20 protein-coding genes are annotated in these 22,945 nt (G+C 73.7%); 15 read left to right on the forward strand and 5 right to left on the reverse strand.

What is annotated here, in order from left to right; genetic code table 11:
• Positions 1–9 precede the first annotated feature (9 nt).
• From QSK03_RS05360 to QSK03_RS05375, 4 genes are all read right to left on the reverse strand, one after another.
• Positions 10–1,965: a S9 family peptidase gene (locus QSK03_RS05360; protein WP_285649032.1), complete on the reverse strand. Its 1,956-nt coding sequence runs from the start codon at positions 1,963–1,965 to the stop codon at positions 10–12.
• Between the two features lie 80 nt (positions 1,966–2,045).
• Entirely contained in the window at positions 2,046–3,599 is a 1,554-nt protein-coding gene (locus tag QSK03_RS05365) for an acyl--CoA ligase family protein (protein WP_285649034.1), read from the reverse strand.
• Between the two features lie 10 nt (positions 3,600–3,609).
• Positions 3,610–4,959 (reverse strand): NADP-specific glutamate dehydrogenase, encoded by a 1,350-nt coding sequence (gene gdhA / locus QSK03_RS05370; RefSeq protein ID WP_285649036.1) that lies wholly within the window; start codon positions 4,957–4,959, stop codon positions 3,610–3,612.
• Positions 4,960–5,025: 66 nt separating this feature from the next.
• A complete protein-coding gene (locus QSK03_RS05375; protein ID WP_285649039.1) occupies positions 5,026–5,865 on the reverse strand; it encodes an Fpg/Nei family DNA glycosylase in 840 nt (279 codons plus the stop codon).
• A 110-nt stretch (positions 5,866–5,975) separates the two neighbouring features.
• Between QSK03_RS05375 and QSK03_RS05380 the strand changes: the two genes are divergently transcribed.
• The 5 genes from QSK03_RS05380 to QSK03_RS05400 all read left to right on the forward strand — a co-directional run bounded on the left by QSK03_RS05380 (position 5,976) and on the right by QSK03_RS05400 (position 10,023).
• Complete coding sequence (locus tag QSK03_RS05380) at positions 5,976–6,407, forward strand: nucleoside deaminase (RefSeq protein WP_285649271.1); 432 nt, start codon at positions 5,976–5,978, stop codon at positions 6,405–6,407.
• Positions 6,404–7,366 (forward strand): isopenicillin N synthase family dioxygenase, encoded by a 963-nt coding sequence (locus QSK03_RS05385; RefSeq protein WP_285649042.1) that lies wholly within the window; start codon positions 6,404–6,406, stop codon positions 7,364–7,366. Before QSK03_RS05380 ends, QSK03_RS05385 begins: the two co-directional genes overlap by 4 nt.
• Positions 7,367–7,380: 14 nt before the next feature.
• Positions 7,381–8,781, forward strand: coding sequence for a purine-cytosine permease family protein (locus QSK03_RS05390; RefSeq protein WP_285649045.1), 1,401 nt, complete (start codon positions 7,381–7,383; stop codon positions 8,779–8,781).
• A gap of 205 nt (positions 8,782–8,986) precedes the next feature.
• Positions 8,987–9,400 carry a DUF6069 family protein gene (locus QSK03_RS05395; RefSeq protein ID WP_285649047.1) on the forward strand — a complete coding sequence of 138 codons (414 nt, stop codon included), beginning with the start codon at positions 8,987–8,989 and terminating at the stop codon, positions 9,398–9,400.
• Positions 9,401–9,432: 32 nt separating this feature from the next.
• Positions 9,433–10,023 (forward strand): dihydrofolate reductase family protein, encoded by a 591-nt coding sequence (locus QSK03_RS05400; protein ID WP_285649048.1) that lies wholly within the window; start codon positions 9,433–9,435, stop codon positions 10,021–10,023.
• Positions 10,024–10,066: 43 nt separating this feature from the next.
• Here QSK03_RS05400 and QSK03_RS05405 read toward each other — a convergent pair whose 3' ends face one another.
• The gene (locus tag QSK03_RS05405) at positions 10,067–10,750 is read right to left on the reverse strand and encodes a TetR/AcrR family transcriptional regulator (protein WP_285649049.1); all 684 of its coding nucleotides are present in this window, start codon (positions 10,748–10,750) and stop codon (positions 10,067–10,069) included.
• Between the two features lie 74 nt (positions 10,751–10,824).
• Between QSK03_RS05405 and QSK03_RS05410 the strand changes: the two genes are divergently transcribed.
• From QSK03_RS05410 to QSK03_RS05455, 10 genes are all read left to right on the forward strand, one after another.
• The gene (locus QSK03_RS05410; protein ID WP_285649052.1) at positions 10,825–12,321 is read left to right on the forward strand and encodes an acyl-CoA synthetase; all 1,497 of its coding nucleotides are present in this window, start codon (positions 10,825–10,827) and stop codon (positions 12,319–12,321) included.
• Between the two features lie 41 nt (positions 12,322–12,362).
• Positions 12,363–13,544 (forward strand): acyl-CoA dehydrogenase family protein, encoded by a 1,182-nt coding sequence (locus tag QSK03_RS05415; protein WP_285649055.1) that lies wholly within the window; start codon positions 12,363–12,365, stop codon positions 13,542–13,544.
• Between the two features lie 83 nt (positions 13,545–13,627).
• Positions 13,628–15,166, forward strand: coding sequence for an acyl-CoA carboxylase subunit beta (locus QSK03_RS05420; protein ID WP_285649273.1), 1,539 nt, complete (start codon positions 13,628–13,630; stop codon positions 15,164–15,166).
• Between the two features lie 102 nt (positions 15,167–15,268).
• Positions 15,269–17,308 carry an acetyl/propionyl/methylcrotonyl-CoA carboxylase subunit alpha gene (locus QSK03_RS05425; protein ID WP_285649060.1) on the forward strand — a complete coding sequence of 680 codons (2,040 nt, stop codon included), beginning with the start codon at positions 15,269–15,271 and terminating at the stop codon, positions 17,306–17,308.
• A 91-nt stretch (positions 17,309–17,399) separates the two neighbouring features.
• Positions 17,400–18,419, forward strand: coding sequence for a TIGR03617 family F420-dependent LLM class oxidoreductase (locus QSK03_RS05430; protein ID WP_285649062.1), 1,020 nt, complete (start codon positions 17,400–17,402; stop codon positions 18,417–18,419).
• Positions 18,416–19,918, forward strand: a complete 1,503-nt coding sequence (locus QSK03_RS05435; RefSeq protein WP_285649065.1) for a class I adenylate-forming enzyme family protein — start codon at positions 18,416–18,418, stop codon at positions 19,916–19,918. Before QSK03_RS05430 ends, QSK03_RS05435 begins: the two co-directional genes overlap by 4 nt.
• Complete coding sequence (locus QSK03_RS05440; protein WP_285649067.1) at positions 19,918–21,060, forward strand: acyl-CoA dehydrogenase family protein; 1,143 nt, start codon at positions 19,918–19,920, stop codon at positions 21,058–21,060. Before QSK03_RS05435 ends, QSK03_RS05440 begins: the two co-directional genes overlap by 1 nt.
• Positions 21,061–21,096: 36 nt before the next feature.
• On the forward strand, positions 21,097–21,579 hold the full coding sequence (locus tag QSK03_RS05445) for a GNAT family N-acetyltransferase (RefSeq protein ID WP_285649069.1): 483 nt from the start codon (positions 21,097–21,099) through the stop codon (positions 21,577–21,579).
• Positions 21,580–21,624: 45 nt separating this feature from the next.
• A complete protein-coding gene (locus tag QSK03_RS05450) occupies positions 21,625–22,053 on the forward strand; it encodes a hypothetical protein (protein WP_285649071.1) in 429 nt (142 codons plus the stop codon).
• Positions 22,054–22,134: 81 nt separating this feature from the next.
• Positions 22,135–22,938, forward strand: a complete 804-nt coding sequence (locus QSK03_RS05455; RefSeq protein ID WP_285649074.1) for a hypothetical protein — start codon at positions 22,135–22,137, stop codon at positions 22,936–22,938.
• The last annotated feature ends 7 nt before the right edge of the window (positions 22,939–22,945 follow it).

Below are 22,945 nucleotides of genomic sequence, written 5' to 3' on the forward strand. Positions count from 1 at the left end.
ACCCGACGTTCACCCCTCGATCGGCACCGGCGCGATGTCCTCGCCCGGCGGCAGCGCGAAACCGAACATCCGCGCGTAGAAGGCGAGCTCGGCGTCGAGCGCCCGCCGGATGTTCTCCGCGCGCCGGAACCCGTGCTGCTCGCCCGCGAAGAGCAGGTAGGCCACGGGCACCCCGCGGCGGCGCAGGGCCTCGACGATCGCCTCCGACTGGTTGGGCGGCACGATCTCGTCCTCGTCGCCCTGCAGCACGATCAGCGGCGTCGCGAACCGCTCGACGTGCGTGATCGGGGAGCGCTCGACGTAGACGTCGCGGGCCTGCGGGTACGGCCCGACGAGCCCGTCGAGGTAGCGCGACTCGAACTTGTGCGTGTCCCGCGCGAGCGCCTCGAGGTCGGCGACACCGAAGTGGTCGGCACCCGCGGCGAACGGGGTGTCGTCCCGGGCCAGGGCGGCGAGGGTGGTGAACCCGCCCGCCGAGCCCCCGCGGATGGCCATCCGCGCGGGATCGACGCGGCCGGCGTCGGCGAGCGCCCGCGCCGCGGCGAGGCAGTCGGCGACGTCGACGACGCCCCAGGCGCCCCGGAGCTGCTCGCGGTACGCGCGGCCGTAGCCGGTGGAGCCGCCGTGGTCGACGTCGACGACGCCGAAGCCCCGGCTCGTCCAGTACTGGGTGGTGATGGCCAGCACCGGCTGCGCGGACCCGGTCGGGCCGCCGTGGATGACGACGAGCAGGGGCGGCAGCTCGTCCGCAGGCCCGTCGTCGGCGGGCGGGTAGTACAGTGCATGGGCGTCACGCGGCGCCCCGTCGGCGTCGGTCGAGGTGAACGTCAGCGGCTCGGGCACCGAGATCGTCGCGGGGTCGAGGCCGAGGTCCCGGGGCGCCCGGAGGGTCGTGATCGTCCCGTCTGTGGTGATCCGGTGGACGCCCGGCTCCGCGGTCGGGGAGCCGGCGACGCACACCACGGCGTCGGGGCCGTCCGCGCGCACCGAGCGGATCGCGGTGAACGGCGTGTCCAGTTCGGTGACGGTGCCGTCGACGTCGCGCACCGCCAGGGCGTCGAAGCCCTGCGAGGACCGCGCGAACACCACCCGCCCGTCGGGCAGCGTCGTGTGCCGGGAGCCCGCCAGGGCCCACGCGGGGAGGCCGATCTCGGCGTCCACCACCACGAGCGGGCTGACGGTGGCTCCGTCCCAGCGGTAGAGGTTCCACCAGCCGGTGCGGTCGGACAGGAAGTGCAGCGTGCCGTCGTCCTGCCAGACCGGCTCGCCGACCGACTCGCCCGGCCCGCCGGCGACGACGGTGTCGGCGCCGGTGGCGAGGTCGCGGACCGTGAGGACGGTGTCGTCCCACGGCATCGACGGGTGGTCCCACGAGACCCACGCGAGCCGCTGCCCGTCGGGTGAGAGGCGCGGGGCGGCGACGAAGTCGGTCCCGGTGACGACGACCTCCGGCGTGCCGGCTGCCCGGGCGTCGAGGCGCACGATCTCGTTGACCACCTCGGTCGCCGGGGCGCCCTCGCGCGGGTGGTGCTCGCGCACGCAGACCAGCCACGAGCCGTCCGGGGCGACGTCGCCGTCGGCGAAGCGGTCACCGCGGGGGGTCGCGGGCTCGGGGGTGAGGACCGTGACGGACCCGTCCGCCTCGCGACGGCGCAGACGCTGGTCGGACCAGTCGACGTGGAAGACCGCGTCCCCGTGCAGCCACCAGGCGCCGCCGCCGTACTCGTGGACCGCGGTGCGGGCGTTGGCGTCGTCGGCGAGCAGGTCGGTGACGGTGCCCCTATCGGCGTGCTCCCCTTCCCCGAGACGGACGAGCTGGGTCCGCCCGCCCTCGGTCGCGCGCGCCTCGCCCCACACCACGCCGCCGCGCCCGTCGGGGCGGACGCCGTCGAGCCGCACCGCGGCGGCGACCACGAGCTCGGACGTGATCGCTGTGGGCCAGGAGCCGAAGGGCAGCGAGGTCACGCGGCCACCGTAGGCGCCCATGATCGAAGTACCGATACGGACGCTGAGTGTCTGCGAAGGCACTTCGCTGACACGACGCACTACTCCGTCTGCTCGCGGAGCACGTTCTTCTGGATCTTCCCGGTCGACGTCTTGGGCAGGTCCCCGAAGACGATCCGCTTCGGCGCCTTGAAGCGGGCCAGGTGCGTGCGCACGTGCTCGACGAGCTCGTCGGGGTCGACGTCCTTCGCGACCGTCACGTACGCGACCGGGATCTCGCCCCACCGCTCGTCCGGCACGCCGACGACGGCGGACTCGATGACCGCGGGGTGGCTGTCGAGCACGCGTTCGACCTCGACCGACGCGATGTTCTCGCCGCCCGAGATGATCACGTCCTTGCTGCGGTCGCGGATCTCGACGTACCCGTCGGGGTGCACGACGCCGAGGTCGCCCGTGCGGAACCACCCGTCGGCGTCGACCTCCGCGGTGGCCTCGGGGTCGCGGTAGTAGCCGAGCATCACGTCGTTGCCGCGCAGCACGAGCTCGCCGAGGGTCTCGCCGTCGGAGGGCACGTCACCGCCCGAGGAGTCGAGCACCCGCAGCCGCTGGGCCACGACGTTGCCCACGCCCTGGCGCGCCTTGAGCCGGGCCTGCTCGTCGGCGGGCAGGTCGTCCCACTCCGGGTGCCAGTCGTTGACGCTGGCCGGCCCATACGTCTCGGTGAGCCCGTAGAGGTGGGTCACCGACATCCCCAGCTCGTCCATCCGCGCGAGCAGCGTCGGCGACGGCGGGGCGCCGCCGGTCGCGACCGTGACGCGCTCGGGCGCCGGGCCGTCCTTCGCGGCGTCGGCGTGCGCGATCATCGTCAGCACCGTCGGCGCGGCGCAGTAGTGCGTGACGCCCTCGCCGCGGATCAGCCGCCAGATCTCCTCGGCGTCGACGGCGCGCAGGCACACGTGCAGCCCGCCCGCCGCGGTGACCGCCCAGGGGAAGCACCAGCCGTCGCAGTGGAACATGGGCAGCGTCCACAGGTAGCGCGACGCCGGCTCCAGGCGCAGGTGGAACGCCATCGCGAGCGCCTGGAGGTTGGCCCCGCGGTGGTGGTACATCACGCCCTTGGGCCGCCCGGTGGTCCCCGAGGTGTAGTTGATCGCGAGCAGGCTCCGCTCGTCGGCCACCGGCACAACGCGCTCGTCGGCGTCGTCGACGAGCGACTCGTAGCGCTCCCCCTCCTCGACCAGCTGGACCCCGGTCCGCTCGGCCACGGCCCGCGCGTTCTCCACCAGCTCCCGGGTCGCGATCAGCAGGCGCGCGCCGGAGTGCTCGACGATGTGGACGATCTCGTCGACCGACAGGCGCGTGTTCAGCGGGACGAGCACCGCACCCGCGTAGGGCACGCCGTGGTGGCACTCGAGCATGACGTGGCTGTTGGTCGCGAGCGCCGCGACGCGGTCGCCGGGCTCGATGCCCATCGCGTGCAGGGCGCCGGCCAGCCGACGGGACCGGGCGCCGAACTCGGCGTAGGTGAAGCGGCGGTCGCCGTCGACGATCGCGTCGCGGGTGGCGAACGCGTGGGCCGAGCGGTCCAGGAACGCCGTCGGCGTCAGCTCGGCGAAGCTGAACGCGGCCGGGGTGACGGGTGCGGCGTGGGACATGGTCCGAGTCCTACACCACGCCCAGGCTGGTCATCGCCTCCGCGACCCGCAGGAAGCCCGCTGCGTTGGCCCCGTTCTCCAGGTCGGACGGGTCGCCGCAGTAGCGCTCGCCCGCGTCGCGCGCCCGGGCGTGGACGTCGGTCATGATCGCGGCGAGCTGCTCGTCGACGACCTCGGCGCTCCAGCGCTCACGGCCGGCGGCCTGCTGCATCTCCAGCGCCGACACGGCGACGCCGCCGGCGTTGGCGGCCTTGCCCGGCCCGAACGCGACCCCGCCCTTGCGCAGGACGGCGAGGGCCTCCGGGGTCACCGGGCCGTTCGCGCCCTCGGCGACCGCCCAGCACCCGTTCGCCACGAGCGCGCGCGCCTCGTCCGGGCCGATCTCGTTCTGCGTGGCGCACGGCAGCGCGACGTCGCAGTCGACGGTGAACGGCGAGCCGTCGCCCGCGGTGGCGCCGGAGCGCTTCTCGGCGTAGTCCGCGACCGACCCGCCCTGGTCCTTCACCTCGCGCAGCGCGTCGACGTCGACGCCGTCGGGCTCGGCGACCGCGCCGCGCGAGTCCGAACAGCCGACGACGGTGCCGCCCGAGGCGATCACCTTGTCCATCGCGAAGAGCGCGACGTTGCCGCTGCCGGAGACGACGACGCGGGCGCCGTCGAGGTCGCGGTCCTGCTCGGCGAGCATCCGCTGCGTGAAGTAGACGGTGCCGTAGCCCGTCGCCTCGGGGCGCAGTGCCGAGCCGCCGAGCGCGGCCGGCTTGCCGGTGAAGGCGCCGGGCTCGTGGAGGCCGACGACGCGCTGGTACTGCCCGAGGATCCAGCCGATCTCCCGCGGCCCGACGCCCATGTCGCCGGCCGGGACGTCGGTCGACGAGCCGACGTGGCCGGCGAGCTCGGTGGCGAACGACTGGCAGAAGCGCATCATCTCGCCGGGCGAGAGCTGCTTCGGGTCGACGTCCGCGCCGCCCTTGCCGCCGCCGATGTCCTGGCCGGTCAGCGCGTTCTTGAACACCTGCTCGAAGCCGAGGAACTTGACGACGTCGAGCGTCACCGACGGCGCGAACCGCAGGCCGCCCTTGTACGGCCCGAGCGCGGAGTTGAACTCGACGCGGAACCCGCGGTTGACCTGCACGGTCCCGGCGTCGTCGACCCACGGCACGCGGAACGCGATCACCCGCTCCGGTTCGCAGAGCCGCCCGACGACCTCGGCGTACTCGGGGTGCTCGACGAGCACGGGCCCGATGCTCTCCAGCACCGCGCGCACGACGCCGTGGAAGAGCTCCTGGTCCGGGTCGCGGCGCAGCACGTCGCGCCACACCTCCCGGAGCCGACCGAGATCGTCGTCCTGGGCGCGCGCCATCGCGGTCCTCCGAAACGTCGTTGTTCCGTACGGTGCGCTGGGCTTGTTACCCGCCGGTCGGCGGACTCAGTCCGCCTGCTCGGCCGAGCACCACCACGTCGTCCGGCCGCCGACGGTCCCGCGCTCCATCGGCGCGCCGCAGCGCGGGCACGTCTCGTCCTTCGCGCGGTGCGGGATGATCTCGCCGGTGTGGACGCCGCCGCGCTTGATCGCGTCACGAGTGGCCTTGCGCAGGACGCGGCGCAGGTCGTCGAGCTCGTCGACCGACAGTTCCCCCGCGGGGCGTGACGGCGAGAGCTTCGCCTCCCAGAGCGTCTCGTCGGCCAGCAGGTTGCCGACGCCGGCGAGCACCGACTGGTCGAGCAGCTTCGCCTTGATCGCGACGATCCCCTTGCCGACCCTGGCCCGGAAGTCGTCGCGGGTGATCTCGGCGGCGTCGGGGCCGAGCGCGTCGACGTCGGGCTCGAGGTGCACGCGCCCGAGGCGGCGCTTGTCGAACAGCCGCAGCGCCCCGCCGTCGTCGAAGGTGATCGTGACGCGATCCCACTCCGGCTTGTCCGGCCGCTCCCCCGGCTTCTTCGGCATGCCGCCGACGTGGGGGTCGCCGCCGGCGTAGAGGCTCGACGCGTCCCCCTGCGGCCCGGTCACGAAGATGCGCCCGCCCATGCCGAGGTGGATGCCGAGGTGCGGGCCCTCGGCGCCGTCGGCGGTCACGGTGTCGCACCACATCGTCTTGCCGCGGCGGTGCGCGGCGACGAGACGACCGCCCTTGAGCGCCTGGTCGATCTCGCCGGGGTGGTGCGGGCGGCACACGTAGGAGTCGGTGTCGTCGACGTGTGCGATCACCCGGTCCAGGGCCTTCTCGACGACCTGGCGCGCGTTCTCGACCTCGGGCAGCTCGGGCACGGCACCAGCATGCCCGGTCGTGCACGACCGACACTTAACAGCCACGACACCTCCGGGCCCGTGCGCAGGCGCAGGGTGGCAGCGTGACGGCCGTGCTCACCCCCACCGCGATGCTCGCCGTCGCGCTCTCGGAGGCCCGGACCGGTGCGGCGGCGGGGGGCGTGCCGGTCGGCGCCGCCCTCTTCGGCCCCGACGGCAAGGTCCTCGGGCGCGGTCACAACCGCCGTGTCCAGGACGGCGACCCCGCCACGCACGGCGAGACCGCCGCCTTCCGCGCCGCCGGGCGACGGCCGCACTACCGGGACACGACGATGGTCACGACGCTCTCGCCGTGCTGGTTCTGCGCCGGCCTGATCCGCCAGTTCCGCATCCCGCGCCTGGTCGTCGGGGAGGCGGAGAACTTCGGCGGCCAGCACGCGTGGCTCGCCGACCTCGGCGTCGAGGTGAGCGTGCTCGACGACCCGGAGTGCGCGTCCCTCATGGCGCGCTTCGCCGCCGACCACCCCGAGGCGTGGCTCGAGGACATCGGGGGGCCGGAGTGACCACTCCCGTCCCCGTGGTCGACCTCCAGCCGTGGATCCACGGCACCGCCGACGACCGTGCCGCGGTCGCGCACCGGGTCGACGACGCCCTGTGCACCTCGGGCTTCCTGCTCGTCACCGGACACGAGGTGCCGGGTGCGGTGCGCGCGGCGGCCCGGTCGGCGGCACGGCAGTTCTTCGCCATGCCCACCGCGGTCAAGGACGCCTACGCGGTGGGCGTCGGCGGGCGGGGCTGGCTCCCGCCGGGTGCCGAGGCGAACGCCGGCGCCGAGGGGGTGGCGACGCCGCCCGACCTCAAGGAGAGCTGGTCCTGCGGCGCGGACACGCCCACCGGCGACCCCGAGGTGGACGCCGTCTGGTTCGCCCCGAACGTCTGGCCGCACGAGGTGCCGGCGCTGCGCCCGGCGCTGGAGGAGCACCTCGCGCACATGCGCACGCTGGCCGACGAGCTGCTGGTGATCGGGGCGCGCGCGCTGGGGCTCGAGGAGGACTTCTTCACCCGGCGCACGCGGCACCCGTCGTACACGCTCAACGTCAACCGCTACCCGCCGCTGACCGAGACCGGCGAGCCCGCCGACGGCCAGTTCCGCATCGGCGCGCACACCGACTTCGGGACGGTGACGGTGCTCGACCGCGAGGTCGGGGCCGGCGGGCTGCAGGTCGACGTGCCCGGCCTCGGGTGGGTCGACGCCCCGCACCACCCGGGCGCCTTCACGATCAACATCGGCGACCTGCTCGCGCGGTGGACCGGGGAGCGCTGGCGCTCCACCCGGCACCGCGTGCTCCCGCCGCAGGACGTCGCGCCCGACGAGGACCTGGTCTCGCTCGTCTACTTCTACGAGCTGGATCCGGACACGACGGTCGAGGCCCTCGGCCCGCCCGTCGGACACGTGGCCGCTGCACCGGTGCGCGCCCGCGAGTACCTCGCCGCGAAGTTGGCGGCGATCACCGTGCAGTGAGGGGAGACCCCGCGATGTCGATCGCCCAGGATCCGTCCGACGTCGTCGTCCGCGAGGGCGTCTACGGCGACAAGGTCGTCGCCGTCGAGCCCGGCGGCGCCGAGTTCATCCCGCTCGCCGAGCGTCACGGGCACCCGCGCCAGCTGTTCTGGACGTGGTGCTCCCCCAACCTCGAGTTCGCGACGATCTTCGTCGGGGTCCTCGCGATCAGCGCGTTCAGCCTCTCGTTCTGGGGTGCCGTGCTGGGCATCGTCGTCGGCACCGCCCTGGGGTCGCTGACCCACGGGCTGCTCTCGTCGCGCGGTCCGGCCACCGGTGTGCCGATGATGGTCCTCTCGCGGCTCGGGTTCGGTTTCCGCGGCAACGCGCTGCCCTCGGGGCTGAACGCGATCGTCGGCGGCATCGGCTGGTTCGCGGTCAACAGCGTGTCCAGCGCGCTGGCGCTCGCGACGCTGACCGGGATGCCGGCCTGGCTCGGCCTGCTGATCGTCGCGGCGGTGCAGATCGGGGTCGCCCTGCTCGGGCACAACCTCATCCACGGGTTCGAGAAGGTCGTGCTGCCGGTGCTCGCGGTGGTCTTCGCGATCACGTCGGTGGTGATCCTCAGCCAGGTCGACCCGTCGTTCGTCCCCACCGACGGCCAGCCCGCCGGGCCGGTCGCGGGGTTCCTGCTCACGGTCGGCGCCACGTTCGGCTACGCCGCCGGCTGGAACCCGTACGCCACCGACTACACCCGCTACCTCCCGCCGACGACGAGCCCGCGTGCGACCGGCTGGGCCGCCGGGCTCGGGGTGTTCGTGCCGTGCGTGATCCTCGAGACCGTCGGCGCGGCGTCGGCGACGCTGGTCAGCGACCCGGACGCGACGCCGACCGGGGCCTTCACGGAGCACCTGCCCGGCTGGCTCGCCGCGCTGACCCTGCTGTGCATCGCCGTCGGCGCCGTCGCCGCGAACGCGATCAACATCTACTCCGGCGCGATGTCGTTCGTCGCCATGGGGCTCCGGATGCCCCTGCACCTGCGCCGGGCGCTCGCCGTCGCGGCGTTCGGGGTGCTCGGGTTCGTCGTGGCGCTGTTCGGCCTCGCCGACGCCGGGCACGCCTACGAGAGCTTTCTACTGATCATCGCCTACTGGATCGGCCCGTGGCTGGCGGTCGTCTTCGCCGATTGGTGGCTGCGTCGCGGTTCAGAAGCCGAGGGGTTGCTCTTCGACGTGACCCACCGCAACGTCGCCGGTCCGGTCGCGATGCTCGCCGGGATCGTGGTGTCGATCGTGCTGTTCGCCAACCAGGTGGCGTTCACCGGTCTGGTCGCCGCGGCCGTGCCCGGCGTCGGCGACATCGCCTTCGAGGTCGGCTTCCTCGTCAGCGGCGCGGTGTACCTGCTGATGCACCGCGGGAGCCGCGCCGCCGCCTGAGCCCCTCCACTCCCCGGCCCCGCCCGCACCGGTCCCTCCGGTGCGGGCGGGTGTGTGTCGGGGTCTTGCGGCCTTACTGTGTCCTATAGATACTGTTTACAGCGGACACAGTCCTGAAGAAATCTCCGGACCCGTGTCGAGGACCGTGGCCACCGTTCGACCTGAGGGCAGCACCGCCCGCCAGGCATCCCCACCGGAGGTCACCATGTCCACGATCACCGCTCCCGCCGCCACCGCCGCCACCACCGGATCCCGGGTCCGCACCCGCGCGCTGGGCATCGTCGGCGCCGTCGCCGCGGCCCTGGTCGCGTGGGGGATCGGCGCCCTGATCGGCGCGGACTACTGGATCACCGACTCGATGGGCTCGGCCCGCGTCGACATCACCGCCACGATCGGCACGACGGTCGTCCTCGGGCTGCTCGGGTGGGGCGTCCTGGCCCTCGCCGAGAAGGTCTCGCGCCACGGCCGCACCGCCTGGACCGTCCTCGCCGTCGTGGTCACCGCCGCGTCGCTCGTGCCGATCGTGCTCGTCGAGGCGACCACGCCGACCCGCGTCGGGCTGACGCTGGTCCACCTCGCCGTCGCCGCCGTCCTCATCCCGGCGTACACGCGGCACTGATCACCCACCCCTCGGTCCGGGAGGAGAGCACGATGCGCGTCCTCGTCACCCAGTTCATGAGCCTCGACGGCGTCACCCAGGCGCCCGGCGGCCCCGAGGAGGACACCGACGGCGGCTTCGCCCACGGCGGCTGGTCGATGCCCTACTTCGACCCCGAGACGATGGGCGCGGCATGGGCCGGCGCGCTCGACGAGGCCGAGGCGATGCTGTTCGGCCGCAAGACCTGGCAGGTCTCGGCGAGCGCGTGGCCGCAGCAGGCCGGCGATCCGTTCGCCGACCGGATCAACGGCATCACGAAGTACGTCGCCTCCCGCGCGCTCACCGACGCGGACATGACGTGGTCGGGCTCGGTGCTCCTGCCGGCCGGCGACGCCGTGGGCGCCGTGCGGGAGCTGCGGGACCGCAACGGCGGCGCGCTGCTCGTGCAGGGCAGCGCGTCCCTGGCGGCGGCTCTCGCCGAGGCGGACCTCGTCGACGAGTACCGGCTGATGATCGAGCCGATCCTGCTCGGCGGCGGGAAGGGCGTCTTCCCGACCACCGGCATCGCGCGTCCGCTCGAACTGACGGGGGTCACGCAGGCCACGACCGGCACCCTGATCGCGTCGTACCGCCGGGTGCGCTGACGCGCAGGTGAGCAGTTCGGACGGCGATAGCCGGCCATACTGTTCACGAGCGCGGAGCGCACACCTCGGCGACGCAGCGGGCGACGGGGCCGTCGGGGTCGGCGGCCGCGGCGAGGGTCGGCTCGTCGACGCCGAGACCCCGCAGCAGCGTGCGGCAGAACTCGGCGGCCACGTCGGCGGCGGAGCGCCGGCCCCGCGGGTCGAACCACGTCCACATCCAGTGCAGCGACCCGAACATCTGCAGGGAGCGCAGCCGTGCGTCGCCGGGCACGAACACCCCGGCCGCCTCCCCGTCGTGCAGAACCGCGACGACCAGGTCCCGGTACGCGTCGCGCTGGGCGCGCGCGGTCTCCATCCCGGGCTCGTCGGTGAGCCGGACGACCTCGCGCTGGAACGCGACGGTGGTCGCGGGCTCGTCGACCGAGTAGCGCACGCCGGCGTGCACGAACGCCGCGATCCGCTCCGCCGGCGCCGCGAGCCGGGCCAGGAACCCGTGGGCCTCGTCGAGGCGGCGGCGCATGTAGCGCTCCTGCACCTCGGCGAGCATCCGGTCCTTCGTCCCGAAGTGGTGGACGATCGTGCCCTTGCTCATCCCGAGCTCGGCGGCGACGTCGCCGAAGTTGGCGCGGTCGTAGCCGCGCTCGGCGACGTGGCGGGTGAACGTCGCGAGGATCTCGTCGCGCCGCCCGCCGCGCGGGCGTCCGGGGGCCACGGCCGGCTCGCTCATGGCACTCCCTTGTGGACTGACCGCACGTACGGGCAGAGTAGCCGAGGTCGCGCCGAGGCGGGAGGAGAGCGGTCGTGGACGGTGGGATCGCCGACTGGGTCGCCCGGCGCGCGCAGCGCCGTCCCGACGCGACGGCGCTCGTGGACGTCGCGACGGGCGCCCGCCACACCTACGCCGCGTTCGACCGCCGCGTCGGCGCCCGCGCCGCGGCGCTCGCCGCGCTGGGTGTCGAGGCCGGGATGCGGGTGGCGCTGCTGGGCGAGAACTCGGCGGCGTACCTCGAATGGCTCTTCGGCGCGGCCCGGCTCGGCGCGGTGACGGTGCCGGTGAACCACCGGCTCGCGCCCGCCGAGGTCGCGCACGTGCTCGCCGACTCCGGGGCGACGGTGCTGGTGCGCTCGACGGCGTTCACGACCCTGGCCGGGGCGGCGGTCGACGAGCAGCCGGTCGCGTCGGTCGTCGAGCTGGGATCGGAGCCGGGTGTCGAGGAGGTCGCGCCGGCCGCGGTATCCGGCGACGACCCGTGCGTGATCATGTACACCTCGGGCACCACCGGCGTCCCGAAGGGCGCGGTGCTCACCCACGACAACATGCTGTGGAACGCGATCAACATGGTCACCGCGGGCCCCGGCATCGGCGGCACCGAGGTGACGATCGCGGCTGCGCCCCTGTTCCACATCGGCGCGTTGGGCCTCTCCGCGCTCCCCTTGATCTACGCCGGCGGGACCGTCGTCGTCGTGCCGTCGTTCGACCCCGCGGCGTTCGTCGACCTCATGGCCCGCGAGGGCGTCACCACGCAGTTCCTCGTCCCGGCGATGTGGGCGGCGCTGAGCCGGTTGCCGTCCCTGCCGCCGCTGCCCGGGCTGCGCTGGGCGATCTCGGGCGGCGCACCGTGCCCGGTCACCGTCATCGAGCACTTCACCGGCCTCGGCTGGACGTTCACCGAGGGCTTCGGGATGACCGAGCTCTCGCCCGCCGCGCTCTTCCTCGACGCCGCCGACGTGCTCACCCACGCCGGGTCGGTGGGCCGGCCGTTCATGCACGTCGACGCGCGGCTGGTGGACGAGGGCGGGGAGGACGTCGGGGTCGGCGAGGTCGGGGAGCTGGTGCTGCGCGGACCGACGGTGTTCGCGGGCTACTGGAACCGCCCGGAGGCGACCGCCGAGGTCATGCGCGACGGCTGGTTCCACTCCGGCGACCTCGGGGTCCGTGACGCCGAGGGGTTCGTGACGCTGGTCGACCGCAAGAAGGACATGATCATCACGGGCGGTGAGAACGTCTATCCGATCGAGGTCGAGCAGGTGCTGCACCGCCATCCCGGGATCACCGACGTCGCGGTCGTCGGCGTCGGCGACGCGCAGTGGGGCGAGACGGTGCTGGCGGTGGTGGTCGCCTCCGGGTCGCTGGACCCGGACGAGGTGATCGCCTACGCCCGCGAGCGCATCGCGCGCTTCAAGGCGCCGCGGCGCGTCGAGATCGTCGACGAGCTGCCCCGCAACGCGACCGGGAAGCTGCTCAAGCGGGTCCTGCGCGAGCAGTTCGCCGGGCAGGCCGAGGCGGTCCGCCGGTGACGGGGTCGGCGAGTGCGAGGAGCGAAGGACGCCCTGGGTGCGTGGGAGGCAGCGAGGGTCACCCTCGCTCCACCGGCTCGGCGCACGACGCGTGGGCGACGCCGGAGCGGCGGGCGCTGCGCGAGCTGGTCGCCGACTTCACGGCGCGCGAGATCGTGCCCCACCTCGCGGCGTGGGAGGACGAGGGCGCCCTGCCACGGACGCTGCACGAGCGGGCCGGGTCCCTCGGGCTGCTCGAGCTGGGGTTCCCCGAGACCGCGGGCGGCGTCGGCGAGCACCTCGACGCGTGTCTGGTCGCCGAGCAGCTGATCCTCTCCGGCGGGTCGAGCGGGGTCTGCGCGGGCCTGTTCACCCACGGTATCGGTGTCCCGCACATCGCCAACGCCGGCGACCCCGAGCAGATCGAGCGCTTCGTGAAGCCCGCCCTCGCCGGGCAGGTGATCACCTCGCTGGGCATCACCGAGCCCGAGGCGGGCTCCGACGTCGCGGCGATCAGCACCCGCGCGCGCCGCGAGGGCGACGAGTTCGTCGTCGACGGCGCGAAGACGTTCATCACCTCCGGGACGCGGGCCGACATCGTCACCACCGCCGTGCGCACCGGCGGGCCCGGGCACCGCGGCATCTCCCTGCTGGTGATCGAGACCGACCGGCCCGGGGTGTCGCGCTCGCGGCTGCGCAAGATGGGGTGGCACTGCAGCGACACCGCCGAGCTGCGCTTCGACGGGGTGCGCGTGCCGGCCGCGAACCTCGTCGGCGCCGAGGGCACCGGCTTCCGCCAGATCATGGTCAACTTCGGGGCCGAGCGGATGTCGATGGCCGTGCAGGCCTACGCGACGGCCCAGCGCTGCGTCGACCTGACGATCGACTGGGCGCGGTCGCGGCGCACGTTCGGCGAGCCGCTGGCCCGGCGCCAGGTCGTGCGCCACCAGATCGCCGAGATGGCGCGGGAGGCGACGGTGGCGCGGACCTACGTCCGGGACGTCCTCGCTCGCTGGCAGGCGGGCGCCGACGTCGTCACCGAGCTCGCGATGGCCAAGAACACCGCGGTCGCGGCGTGCGACGCCGTCGTCGACCGGGCCGTCCAGCTGCACGGGGGCATGGGCTACATGCACGGCGTGGAGGTCGAGCGCCACTACCGCGACGCGCGCATCCTCGGCATCGGCGGCGGGGCGAACGAGATCATGACCGAGGTCGTCGCGGGCCGGCTGGGGCTGGAGTCGTGAGCGCACCCGACGTCTCGCCGCCGGCGGTGCTCGGGTCGCGGCTCGACCCGTCGACCCCGGAGTTCGCCGCCGACCGCGCCGCGATGCTCGACGCGATCGCGGGGGTCGACGAGGTGGCCGCGACGGTGCTCGCCGCCGGTGGGGCGAAGTACGTCGACCGCCACCACGACCGCGGCCGGCTGACCGCGCGCGAGCGCGTCGACCTGCTGCTCGACCCCGACGCCGCGTTCCTCGAGATCGGCGCCCTGGCCGGGGCCCACGAGCCGGACCTCACGACGCCCGGCGCGGGCCTCGTCGTCGGGATCGGGGCGGTCAGCGGCGTCGAGTGCATGGTCATCGCCAACGAGCCGACAGTGAAGGGCGGCTCGATCACCCCGATCGGCGTCACCAAGCAGCTGCGGGCGCTCGAGATCGCCGAGCGCAACCGGCTGCCCGTCGTCGCGCTCGTCGAGTCCGGCGGCGCCGACCTGCCCCGCCAGGCCGACCTGTTCGTCCCCGGCGGGCGCACGTTCCGCGAGATGACCCGGCTCTCGGCGGCCGGTATCCCGACGATCGCGGTGGTCTTCGGTTCGTCCACCGCCGGCGGGGCCTACATGCCGGGGATGAGCGAGTACACGGTGTTCGTCCGGGGCCAGGCGACCGTGTACCTCGGCGGGCCGCCGCTGGTGAAGATGGCGATCAACGAGGACGTCGACGACGAGACGCTCGGCGGGGCGGAGATGCACGCCCGCGAGTCCGGGCTCGCCGACCACCTCGCCGCCGACGAGCGCGACGCCCTGCGCATCGGGCGGCGGATCGTCGCCGACCTGGGGTGGCGGAAGGCGGGGCCCGGGCCGTCGCTGCCGGCCGATCCCCCGTGTCTCCCGGCCGACGAGCTCCTGGCGTGCGCGGCATCCGACGCGAAGAGGAGCGTCGAGGTGCGCGACGTGCTCGCCCGCGTGCTCGACGGCTCGCGCTTCGACGAGCACAAGCCGCTCTACGGCACGACGCTCGTCTGCGGCTGGGGCTCGATCGGCGGCTTCCCGGTCGGGGTGCTCGCGAACAACGGCATCCTGTTCAGCGAGGAGTCGCAGAAGGGCGCGCAGTTCGTCCAGCTCGCCAACGCGCGGTCGATCCCGCTGCTGTTCATCCAGAACATCACGGGGTTCATGGTCGGCTCCGCCTACGAGCGCGGCGGGATCATCAAGGACGGCGCCAAGCTGATCAACGCGGTGTCGAACTCCGAGGTCCCGCACCTGACGCTCATGGTCGGCGCGTCCTACGGCGCCGGGAACTACGGCATGTCCGGGCGCGCCTACGACCCGCGCTTCGTCTTCACCTGGCCCAACCACCGCATCGCGGTCATGGGCGGCACCCAGCTCGCCGGCGTGATGTCGATGGTGCAGCGCCGGTCGGCGGAGCGGGCGGGTCGCGAGTACTCGGACGAGGCCGACCGCGCCACGCGGAAGGCGATCGAGGACGGCGTCGAGGCGCAGTCCAACGCGATCTACGCCTCGGGGCGGATGTGGGACGACGGCGTCATCGACCCGCGCGACACGAGGACCGTGCTGGCGCTCGCGCTCTCGGCCGTCCACTCGGCCCCCGTCACCGGCGCGACCCGCTTCGCGCCGTTCAGGATGTGAGCGGGGTGCTCGGGTGTGTCAGCGAAGTGCCCCTATCGGCGTGCTCAGCTGGATGCAGACACTGAGCGTCCGTATCGGTACTTCGATCACAGGGGAGCGCCGGTGATCAGCACGCTGCTCGTCGCCAACCGCGGGGAGATCGCGCGACGGGTCGTCCGCGGCGCGCGCACGCTCGGCATCCGCACGGTCGCGATCTACTCCGAGCCCGACGCCGACGCCCCGCACGTCGCCGAGGCCGATCGCGCCGTGGCGCTGCACGGCTCGACGAGCGCCGAGACGTACCTCGACGTCGAGCAGGTCCTCGCCGCCGCACGCGCGACCGGCGCCGACGCGGTGCACCCGGGGTACGGCTTCCTGTCGGAGAACGCGTCGTTCGCCCGGGCGTGCGCCGAGGCGGGCCTCGTCTGGGTCGGCCCGGACCCGGCGTCGATCGAGGCGATGGGCGTCAAGCACACCGCCAAGGCTCTCGCCCGCGATGCCGGGGTCCCGACGCTGCCCGACGCGCTGCTGGAGACCGACGACCCCGGCGACTGGACCCGCGCCGCCGAGCAGGTCGGCTTCCCGCTCCTGGTCAAGGCCAGCGCGGGCGGCGGGGGCAGCGGGATGCGGGAGGTCCGGTCGCCCGACGCGCTCGCCGACGCCGTCCGCTCCGCCCGCGCCGAGGCCGCGCGCAGTTTCGGCGACGACACCGTCTTCCTCGAGCGCCTCCTCGACGCTCCGCGGCACGTCGAGATCCAGGTCGTCGGCGACGCGCAGGGGCACGTCGTCCACCTCGGGGAGCGTGAGTGCTCGATCCAGCGCCGGCACCAGAAGGTCGTGGAGGAGGCGCCGTCGCCCGTGGTGTCGGCCGAGCTGCGGGCCGAGATGGGCGCGACGGCCGTGGCGCTGGCCGAGAAGCTCGGCTACGTCGGGGTCGGCACCGTGGAGTTCCTGGTCGAGGATGCGGATTTCCTGACGTCCGACGACGGTGTTGACGCCTCCGGCGCGGCAGCTCCGCAGGGCTTCGTGCCGCAGGTGGACGCCAAGCTGACACCGGCGAGCTACTACTTCCTCGAGATGAACACCCGGCTGCAGGTCGAGCACCCGGTCACCGAAGAGGTGTACGGCGTCGATCTCGTCGCCCTCCAGCTCGCGATCGCCGACGGGGAGCCGCTGCCGTTCCGGCAGGACGACGTCACGCCGCGCGGGCACGCCGTCGAGGTGCGGCTCTACGCCGAGGACCCGGCCGCCGGCGACCGTCCGGGCCCGGGGACGCTGCACCGCTACCGCCACGGCGCCGAGCTCCGCTGGGAGGACGCGCTCGGGGCGACGGGCGAGGTCAGCGCCTTCTACGACCCCATGATCGCCAAGGTGATCGCGCACGCCCCGACCCGCGCGGCCGCGGCGCGACGGCTCGCCGCCGGGCTGGCGCAGGCCGAGATCCACGGCCCGACGACCAACCGCGACCTGCTCGTCGCCGTGCTGCGCGACCCCGACTTCCTGGCGGGACGGACCCGCACCGACTTCCTCGACCGGCGCCCCGACCTGCGCACCCCGGAGGCCGCGACCCCGCGACTCGTGCACCTCGCCGCAGCCGTGGCGTGCACGTCCGCCACCCGGCGGGAGCACGACCCCCTCGCCGCGCTGGCCCCGCCCGGCTGGCGTCCCCTGCGCGGCGCCCCCCGCCCGACCGTCACCTGGGCCGGTCCCGACGGCGAGGTCGCGGTCACCGCACACCGCACCGCGGACGGCATCGACCTCGACGGCCGCCGTCTCGGGCTGCGCGACCTGTCGCCTGGGAGCGTCCGCGTCACCCTCGACGGCGTCGAGTACCGCTGCCGCGTCGCCCAGCACGACGGCACCGCCCACGTCGACGACGGCGAGGGCCACAGCGCCTGGCGGGAGGTGCCGCGCCTGCCCGCGCCCGACGCCGCGGCCGGCGGCGCGGGCCCGGTCAGCGAGGTGCCGGGCACCGTCGTCGAGGTGCTCGTCCGCGAGGGCGACCGGGTCGTCGCCGGGCAGAAGCTCGTGGTCCTCGAGGCCATGAAGATGGAGCACCCGGCGCTCGCGGCCACCGACGGCGTCGTCGAGACCGTGCACGTCGCGGTCGGCCAGTACGTCGAGGCGCACGCGACACTCGTGACCCTGGACGTCGCCGAGTGAGCGACCGTGCCGGGCGCGAACGGGGAGTTCGTGCGCAGAGAAGCAGCGAACAGCGCGTTCGCTGCGGGATCGTCCCGGAGGAGCTGCTGCGATGAAGGTCGACGCCACCGTGGTCACGGGTGGGCTGGACGCGTTCGCCGACGACGCGGTCACGGCGGAGAAGGCCGGCTACGACGCCGTCTGGGCCTCGGAGACCCAGCACGACCCCGCCGTCCAGATCACCCTGGCCGCCACCCGCACCCAGACGATCACGCTCGGCACCGCGATCACCGTGGCGTTCGCCCGCACCCCGATGACGACCGCGATGACCGCCAACGACCTGCACCAGGTCACCGGCGGGCGCTACATCCTGGGCCTCGGCACCCAGATCAAGCCGCACGTCACCAAGCGCTTCTCGATGCCGTGGTCGCGGCCCGCCGACCGGATGCACGAGTACATCCGCGCCGTCCGCGCGATCTGGGACGCGTGGAACACCGGCGAGCGGCTGGACTTCCGCGGCGAGTTCTACACGCACACGCTGATGACGCCGTTCTTCTCGCCCGACCCGAACCCGTACGGCACCCCGCCGATCCACCTCGCCGGGGTCGGTCCGCGGATGACGGCGGTCGCCGGTGAGGTCGCCGACGGCTTCATGGCGCACGCGTTCTCCACCGAGCGCTACCTGCACGAGGTGACGCTGCCGGCGCTGCGCCAGGGCTTCGAGCGCGGCGGGAAGGACGGCAGCGACTTCGAGTTCTCGGCGACGGCACTGATCGCCACCGGCAACACCGAGGAGGAGTTCGCCGAGTCGATCCGCGACGTCCGCCGCCAGGTCGCCTTCTACGGCTCGACCCCGGCGTACCACCCGGTGCTCGAGCTGCACGGCTGGGGCGACCTCGCCCGCGAGCTCAACACGCTCTCCAAGAGAGGCGAGTGGGGGGCGATGGGCGAGGCCGTCGAGGACGAGGTCCTGCACACCATCGCGATCGTCGCCGAGCCCGACCAGGTCGGCCCCGCCCTCGAGCGTCGCTTCGGCGGCGTCGCGCAGCGCATCCCGCTGTACGCACCCACCGGCTCCCAGACCGACCGCTGGGGTCCGGCGCTGCGCCACCTCCAGGCGCTGCCGACGTGAGCATCCCCGGCGTCCTGCGCGCCGCCGCCCGCGAGCGCCCCGGCGCGGTGTTCCTGCGGGAGGCGCCCGGCGCGGTCACCCTCCGCGAGCTCGACGAGCACGTCGACCGCCTGGCCGCGGGTCTCGCCGCCCACGGGGTCGGTGCCGGGGATCGCGTGGGCGTCGCCCTGCCCAACGGCGCCGCCTGGATCGGCCTGCTCGTCGCGACGACGCGGCTGGGCGCCGTGCTCGTCACGCTCAACGTCCGCTACCGGGGCAGCGAGCTCGAGCACATGCTCGCCGACTCGGGTGCCCGGCTGGTCGTCACGGTGCCCGAGTCCGGCGGCACCGACCTCGTCGCGCTCTACGACGAGCTGCGTCCGCGGCTGCCCGACCTCGAGCACGTCGTCACCGACGTCGACACGCTCGTCGGCGACGCGCCCGTCCCGGAGCACGAGCGCGGCGAGGACGACCCCGCGGTCATCCTCTACACGTCCGGCACCACGGGGACGCCGAAGGGCGCCGTCCTGACCCACGGCAGCCTGCTCGCCTCGGCCCGCGCCGAGGCGGGGCACCTCGGTCTGACCCCGAGCGACCGCTTCCTCGCCACGATGCCGTTCACGCACGTCGGCGGGCTGACGTGCACGCTGCTGACGGCGCTGGTCGCGGGCAGCGAGGTCGTCCTGACGCCGGGCTTCTCCCCGGCCGGGGCGCTGCGCGACATCACCACCCACGGCGTCACGGTCTTCGCCGGGGTCCCGACGATGTGGACGCTGCTGCTCGCCGAGATGGCGCGTGCCGGCGTCGGCACCCTCGAGACGGTGCGCTACGCCGTCGCCGGCGGCTCGAACGTCGAGCCGGCCCTGTGCGCGGCGATCACCACCGCGGCGCCGCACGCGCGCGTCGTCAACCTCTACGGCCTGTCCGAGACCTCGGGCGCCGCGGTGATGTCGGCGCTCGACGACGACGCCGCCACCGTCGCGACGACGCTGGGGGTGCCGCTCGCCGGCGTCGAGGCTCGGATCGTCGACCCCGTCGAGGGGACCGACGCCGACGAGGGCGAGCTGTGGCTGCGCGGCCCGTCGGTCGCGGCGGGCTACCGCAACGTCCCCGACGTCGCGACCTTCCGGCCCGACGGCTGGCTGGCGACCGGCGACGTGGTCGCCCGCGTACGGGGCGACCACCTCGCGCTGCGCGGCCGGCTCAAGGAGATGTTCATCTCCGGGGGCTACAACGTCTATCCCGTCGAGGTCGAGAACGTCCTCGGCGCCCACTCGGGCGTCGCGATGGTCGCGGGTGTCGGCGCCCCGGACGACACCCACGGCGAGGTGGGCCACTACTTCGTCGTCCGCACCCCGGACGGCGACGTCACCGCCGACGAGCTCGTGGCGCTCGCCGCCGACCGGCTGGCGAACTACAAGGTCCCGCGCGTCGTCGAGTTCGTCGACGAGCTGCCGCTGACACCGGCCGGGAAGATCCAGAAAGCCGTCCTCCGACAGCGTGTGCAGAAAGGCTCGTGATGGTCGCCTTCACCGAGGAGCACCAGGCGTTCCGCAAGACCGTCCGGACGTTCGTCGAGCGGGAGATCGACCCGTACGTCGACCAGTGGGAGCGCGACGAACGCATGCCCACCCACGAGCTGTTCGCCAAGCTCGGCGAGCTGGGCTTCCTGGGCCTCGAGTACGACCCGGCCTACGGCGGCGGCGGGGCCGACCACCTGTTCTCGGTGGTGCTCGCCGAGGAGATCGGACGCGCGGACGCCGCGGGCGTCGGGATGGCGATCGCGGTCCAGACCGACATGGCCACGCCGTCGCTGGCCCGTTTCGGGTCCGAGGAGCTCAAGGAGCGGTACCTGGCGCCCGCGATCCGGGGCGAGCACGTCACCGCCATCGCCGTCACCGAACCCGACGCGGGCTCGGACGTGGCCGGGCTGCGCACTCGCGCGGTCCGCGACGGCGACCACTGGGTGATCCATGGCTCGAAGCTCTACATCACCAACGGCGTGCAGGCCGACTGGCTGTGCCTGCTCGCGCGCACATCCGACGAGGGGGGCGCGCGAGGGATGTCGCAGATCGTCGTCCCCACCGACACCCCCGGGGTGTCGGTGTCGCGAACGCTCGACAAGCTCGGCAACCGGTGCTCGGACACGGCCGAGCTGTCCTTCGACGGTGCGCGGGTGCCGATCGCGAACACCATCGGCCGCGAGGGCCGCGGGTTCCAGCAGCAGATGTCGCAGTTCCAGAACGAGCGCATGGTCGCCTGCTACGGCCGTGTCGGGGCCTGCGAGCGGGCCCTCGACCGGACCGCGGCCTACCTGCGCAACCGGCACGCCTTCGGCGGCCCGCTGATCACCAACCAGTACCTGAGCTACCAGCTCGCCGAGCTCTACGCCCGCGTCGACATGTGCCGGCACTACAACTACGCGTGCGCCGAGGCGTACATGCGCGGCGAGGACACGTCGCGGTTCGCGACGATCGCCAAGCTGGCGGTCGGCCGGCTCTGCGAAGACGTCGCCCGGACGTGCCTGCAGTACCACGGCGGGCTGGGCTACATCGAGGAGACGTGGACCGCACGGTTCCTGCGCGACATGCGGATCACGTCGATCGGCGGCGGCGCCGACGAGGTGATGCTCCAGGTGATCGCGAAGATGCACGGCATGTGAGCAGTTGCGGCCCCTATGAGGGGGTTAACTGCTCACATGGGAGTGCGGGTCGTGCCGCTGCCGCCGGAGCAGGCGGTGACGCTGCTGACGGAGCCGGAGGCGTTCACCGAACGCTTCGGGCTCACGCTCGTGGACGGCTACCTCGCCTTCCCCGAGGCCCTCGAGCCCACCGTGAGCGCGCTCGAGGGCGGGGTCGACCCGTCGTGGTTCGCGCACCTGCTCGTCGAGGGCAGCGAGGTCGTCGGGCTCGGCGGGTTCACCGGCCCGCCGACCGACGGCGAGGTCGAGATCGGCTACTCGGTGGCGCCGGCGCGCCAGGGCCGGGGCATCGCGACGGCGGCGGTCGGGCAGTGGCTCGAGCGCGCACGGGCCGGCGGGGTGCGGCGGGTCCGGGCACACACGCGCGCGGAGGAGAACGCCTCGGTGCGTGTCCTGCGCCGGCACGGCTTCACCTACGACGGCGAGGCCCACGATCCCGACGAGGGCACGGTGTGGTGCTGGGTGCGCGACCTCGATTGAGCCGAACGGCCCCGCGAGTTGCCCTCGATGATCTACCGTGCCGCCGTGACCACGCCCCGCGAAGCCCCACCCGCCCCGGTGCAGCGCTCGTTCGTGCTCTGGATCGCCGCCGTGGTCGTCGGGCTCGTCGGCAGCGTCATCGGCCTCGTCACCGCCCCGCCGATCCCCGATCTGCCCGGGGCGACGGCCGGCGCCGTCACCGGCCTCGGCGTCGGCGTGGTCTTCCTCGTGCTGTTCGTGATCGGCGCGGTCAAGATGCGGCAGGGGAGGCACTGGGCACGGCTGACGCTCGCGATCGTCGGCGGCATCTCGGTGGTGTTCACGGTGCTGGGCCTGCTGCTCTCGGCCGGCATCGGCGTGCGCGCGCCCCTCGTGCCGACGATCGCGAACCTCGTGCAGGCGGCGCTGATCGTCGCGGCGATCATCTTGTCCTACCAGGCCGCGGCCAACCCGTACTTCCGCACCCGCGCATGAGTAATCGGTGGCGCCGGTCACTCAGATTTTGAGTAATCACTTCGTCTGTCCGGGTCATGACGGGCGCCCTACGTTCTCGCCATGAGCGCCCCGAACCCGCCCTACGGCCAGCAGCCCCCCGCCGGCGGACCGCCGTACGGCCCGCCCCCGCAGTACGGTCCGCCCCCGTCCGGCCCGCCCCCGCAATACGGGCCGCCCCAGTCCGGCCCGCCCCCGTACGGCCCGCCGACCGGCGGCGGCCAGCAGTACGGCCCGCCGACCGGCGGCCAGCAGTACGGCCCGCCGACCGGCGGCCAGCAGCAGTTCGGCCAGCAACGGTTCGGCCAGCAGTACGGCCAGCAGTACGGCCAGCAGCCCGGGCCGCCGTCCGGTCAGCAGCCGTTCGGCCAGCCGCCGCCGTTCGGCCAGCAGCGGCCTTCCGGTCCCTCGAGCCCCGGCGCCAACGCGCTCATCCCTCCGGGCTTCGGCGGGGTCCCGCTGCCGGTCGACATCCCCCCGACCGTGCAGCGCGCGTTCCTGCTCTGGATCGGGATCATCGCCGTGAACGTCGTCGGCACGGTCCTGTCGACCATCGGGGTCGGCGACGTGTTCTCCGGCGTCGGGATCGTGTTCGCGCTGCTCGGCGGCGCCATCGGCGTGTTCCTCGCCCTGCACTTCCGCGGCCGGGCGCAGTGGGCGCGCATCGTGCTCACGGTCCTGACCGGCCTCGCGATGCTGTCGAGCGTCTTCTCGTTCTTCGGCGCGTTCGTGCTCCTGGCCTTCATGCCCGTCTACGGGATCGTCGCGCTCGCCACGAGCGCGGTCGTGCTCGCCGGCGGCACCCTCGCGCTGATCAACGCCTGGAACGCCGCGTCGACCGCCTGGTTCGGAAAGCTCGGGTTCTGAGCGGCGC

The organism is Actinomycetospora sp. NBRC 106375 (assembly GCF_030269665.1).
In the GTDB taxonomy this organism is placed as follows: domain Bacteria; phylum Actinomycetota; class Actinomycetes; order Mycobacteriales; family Pseudonocardiaceae; genus Actinomycetospora.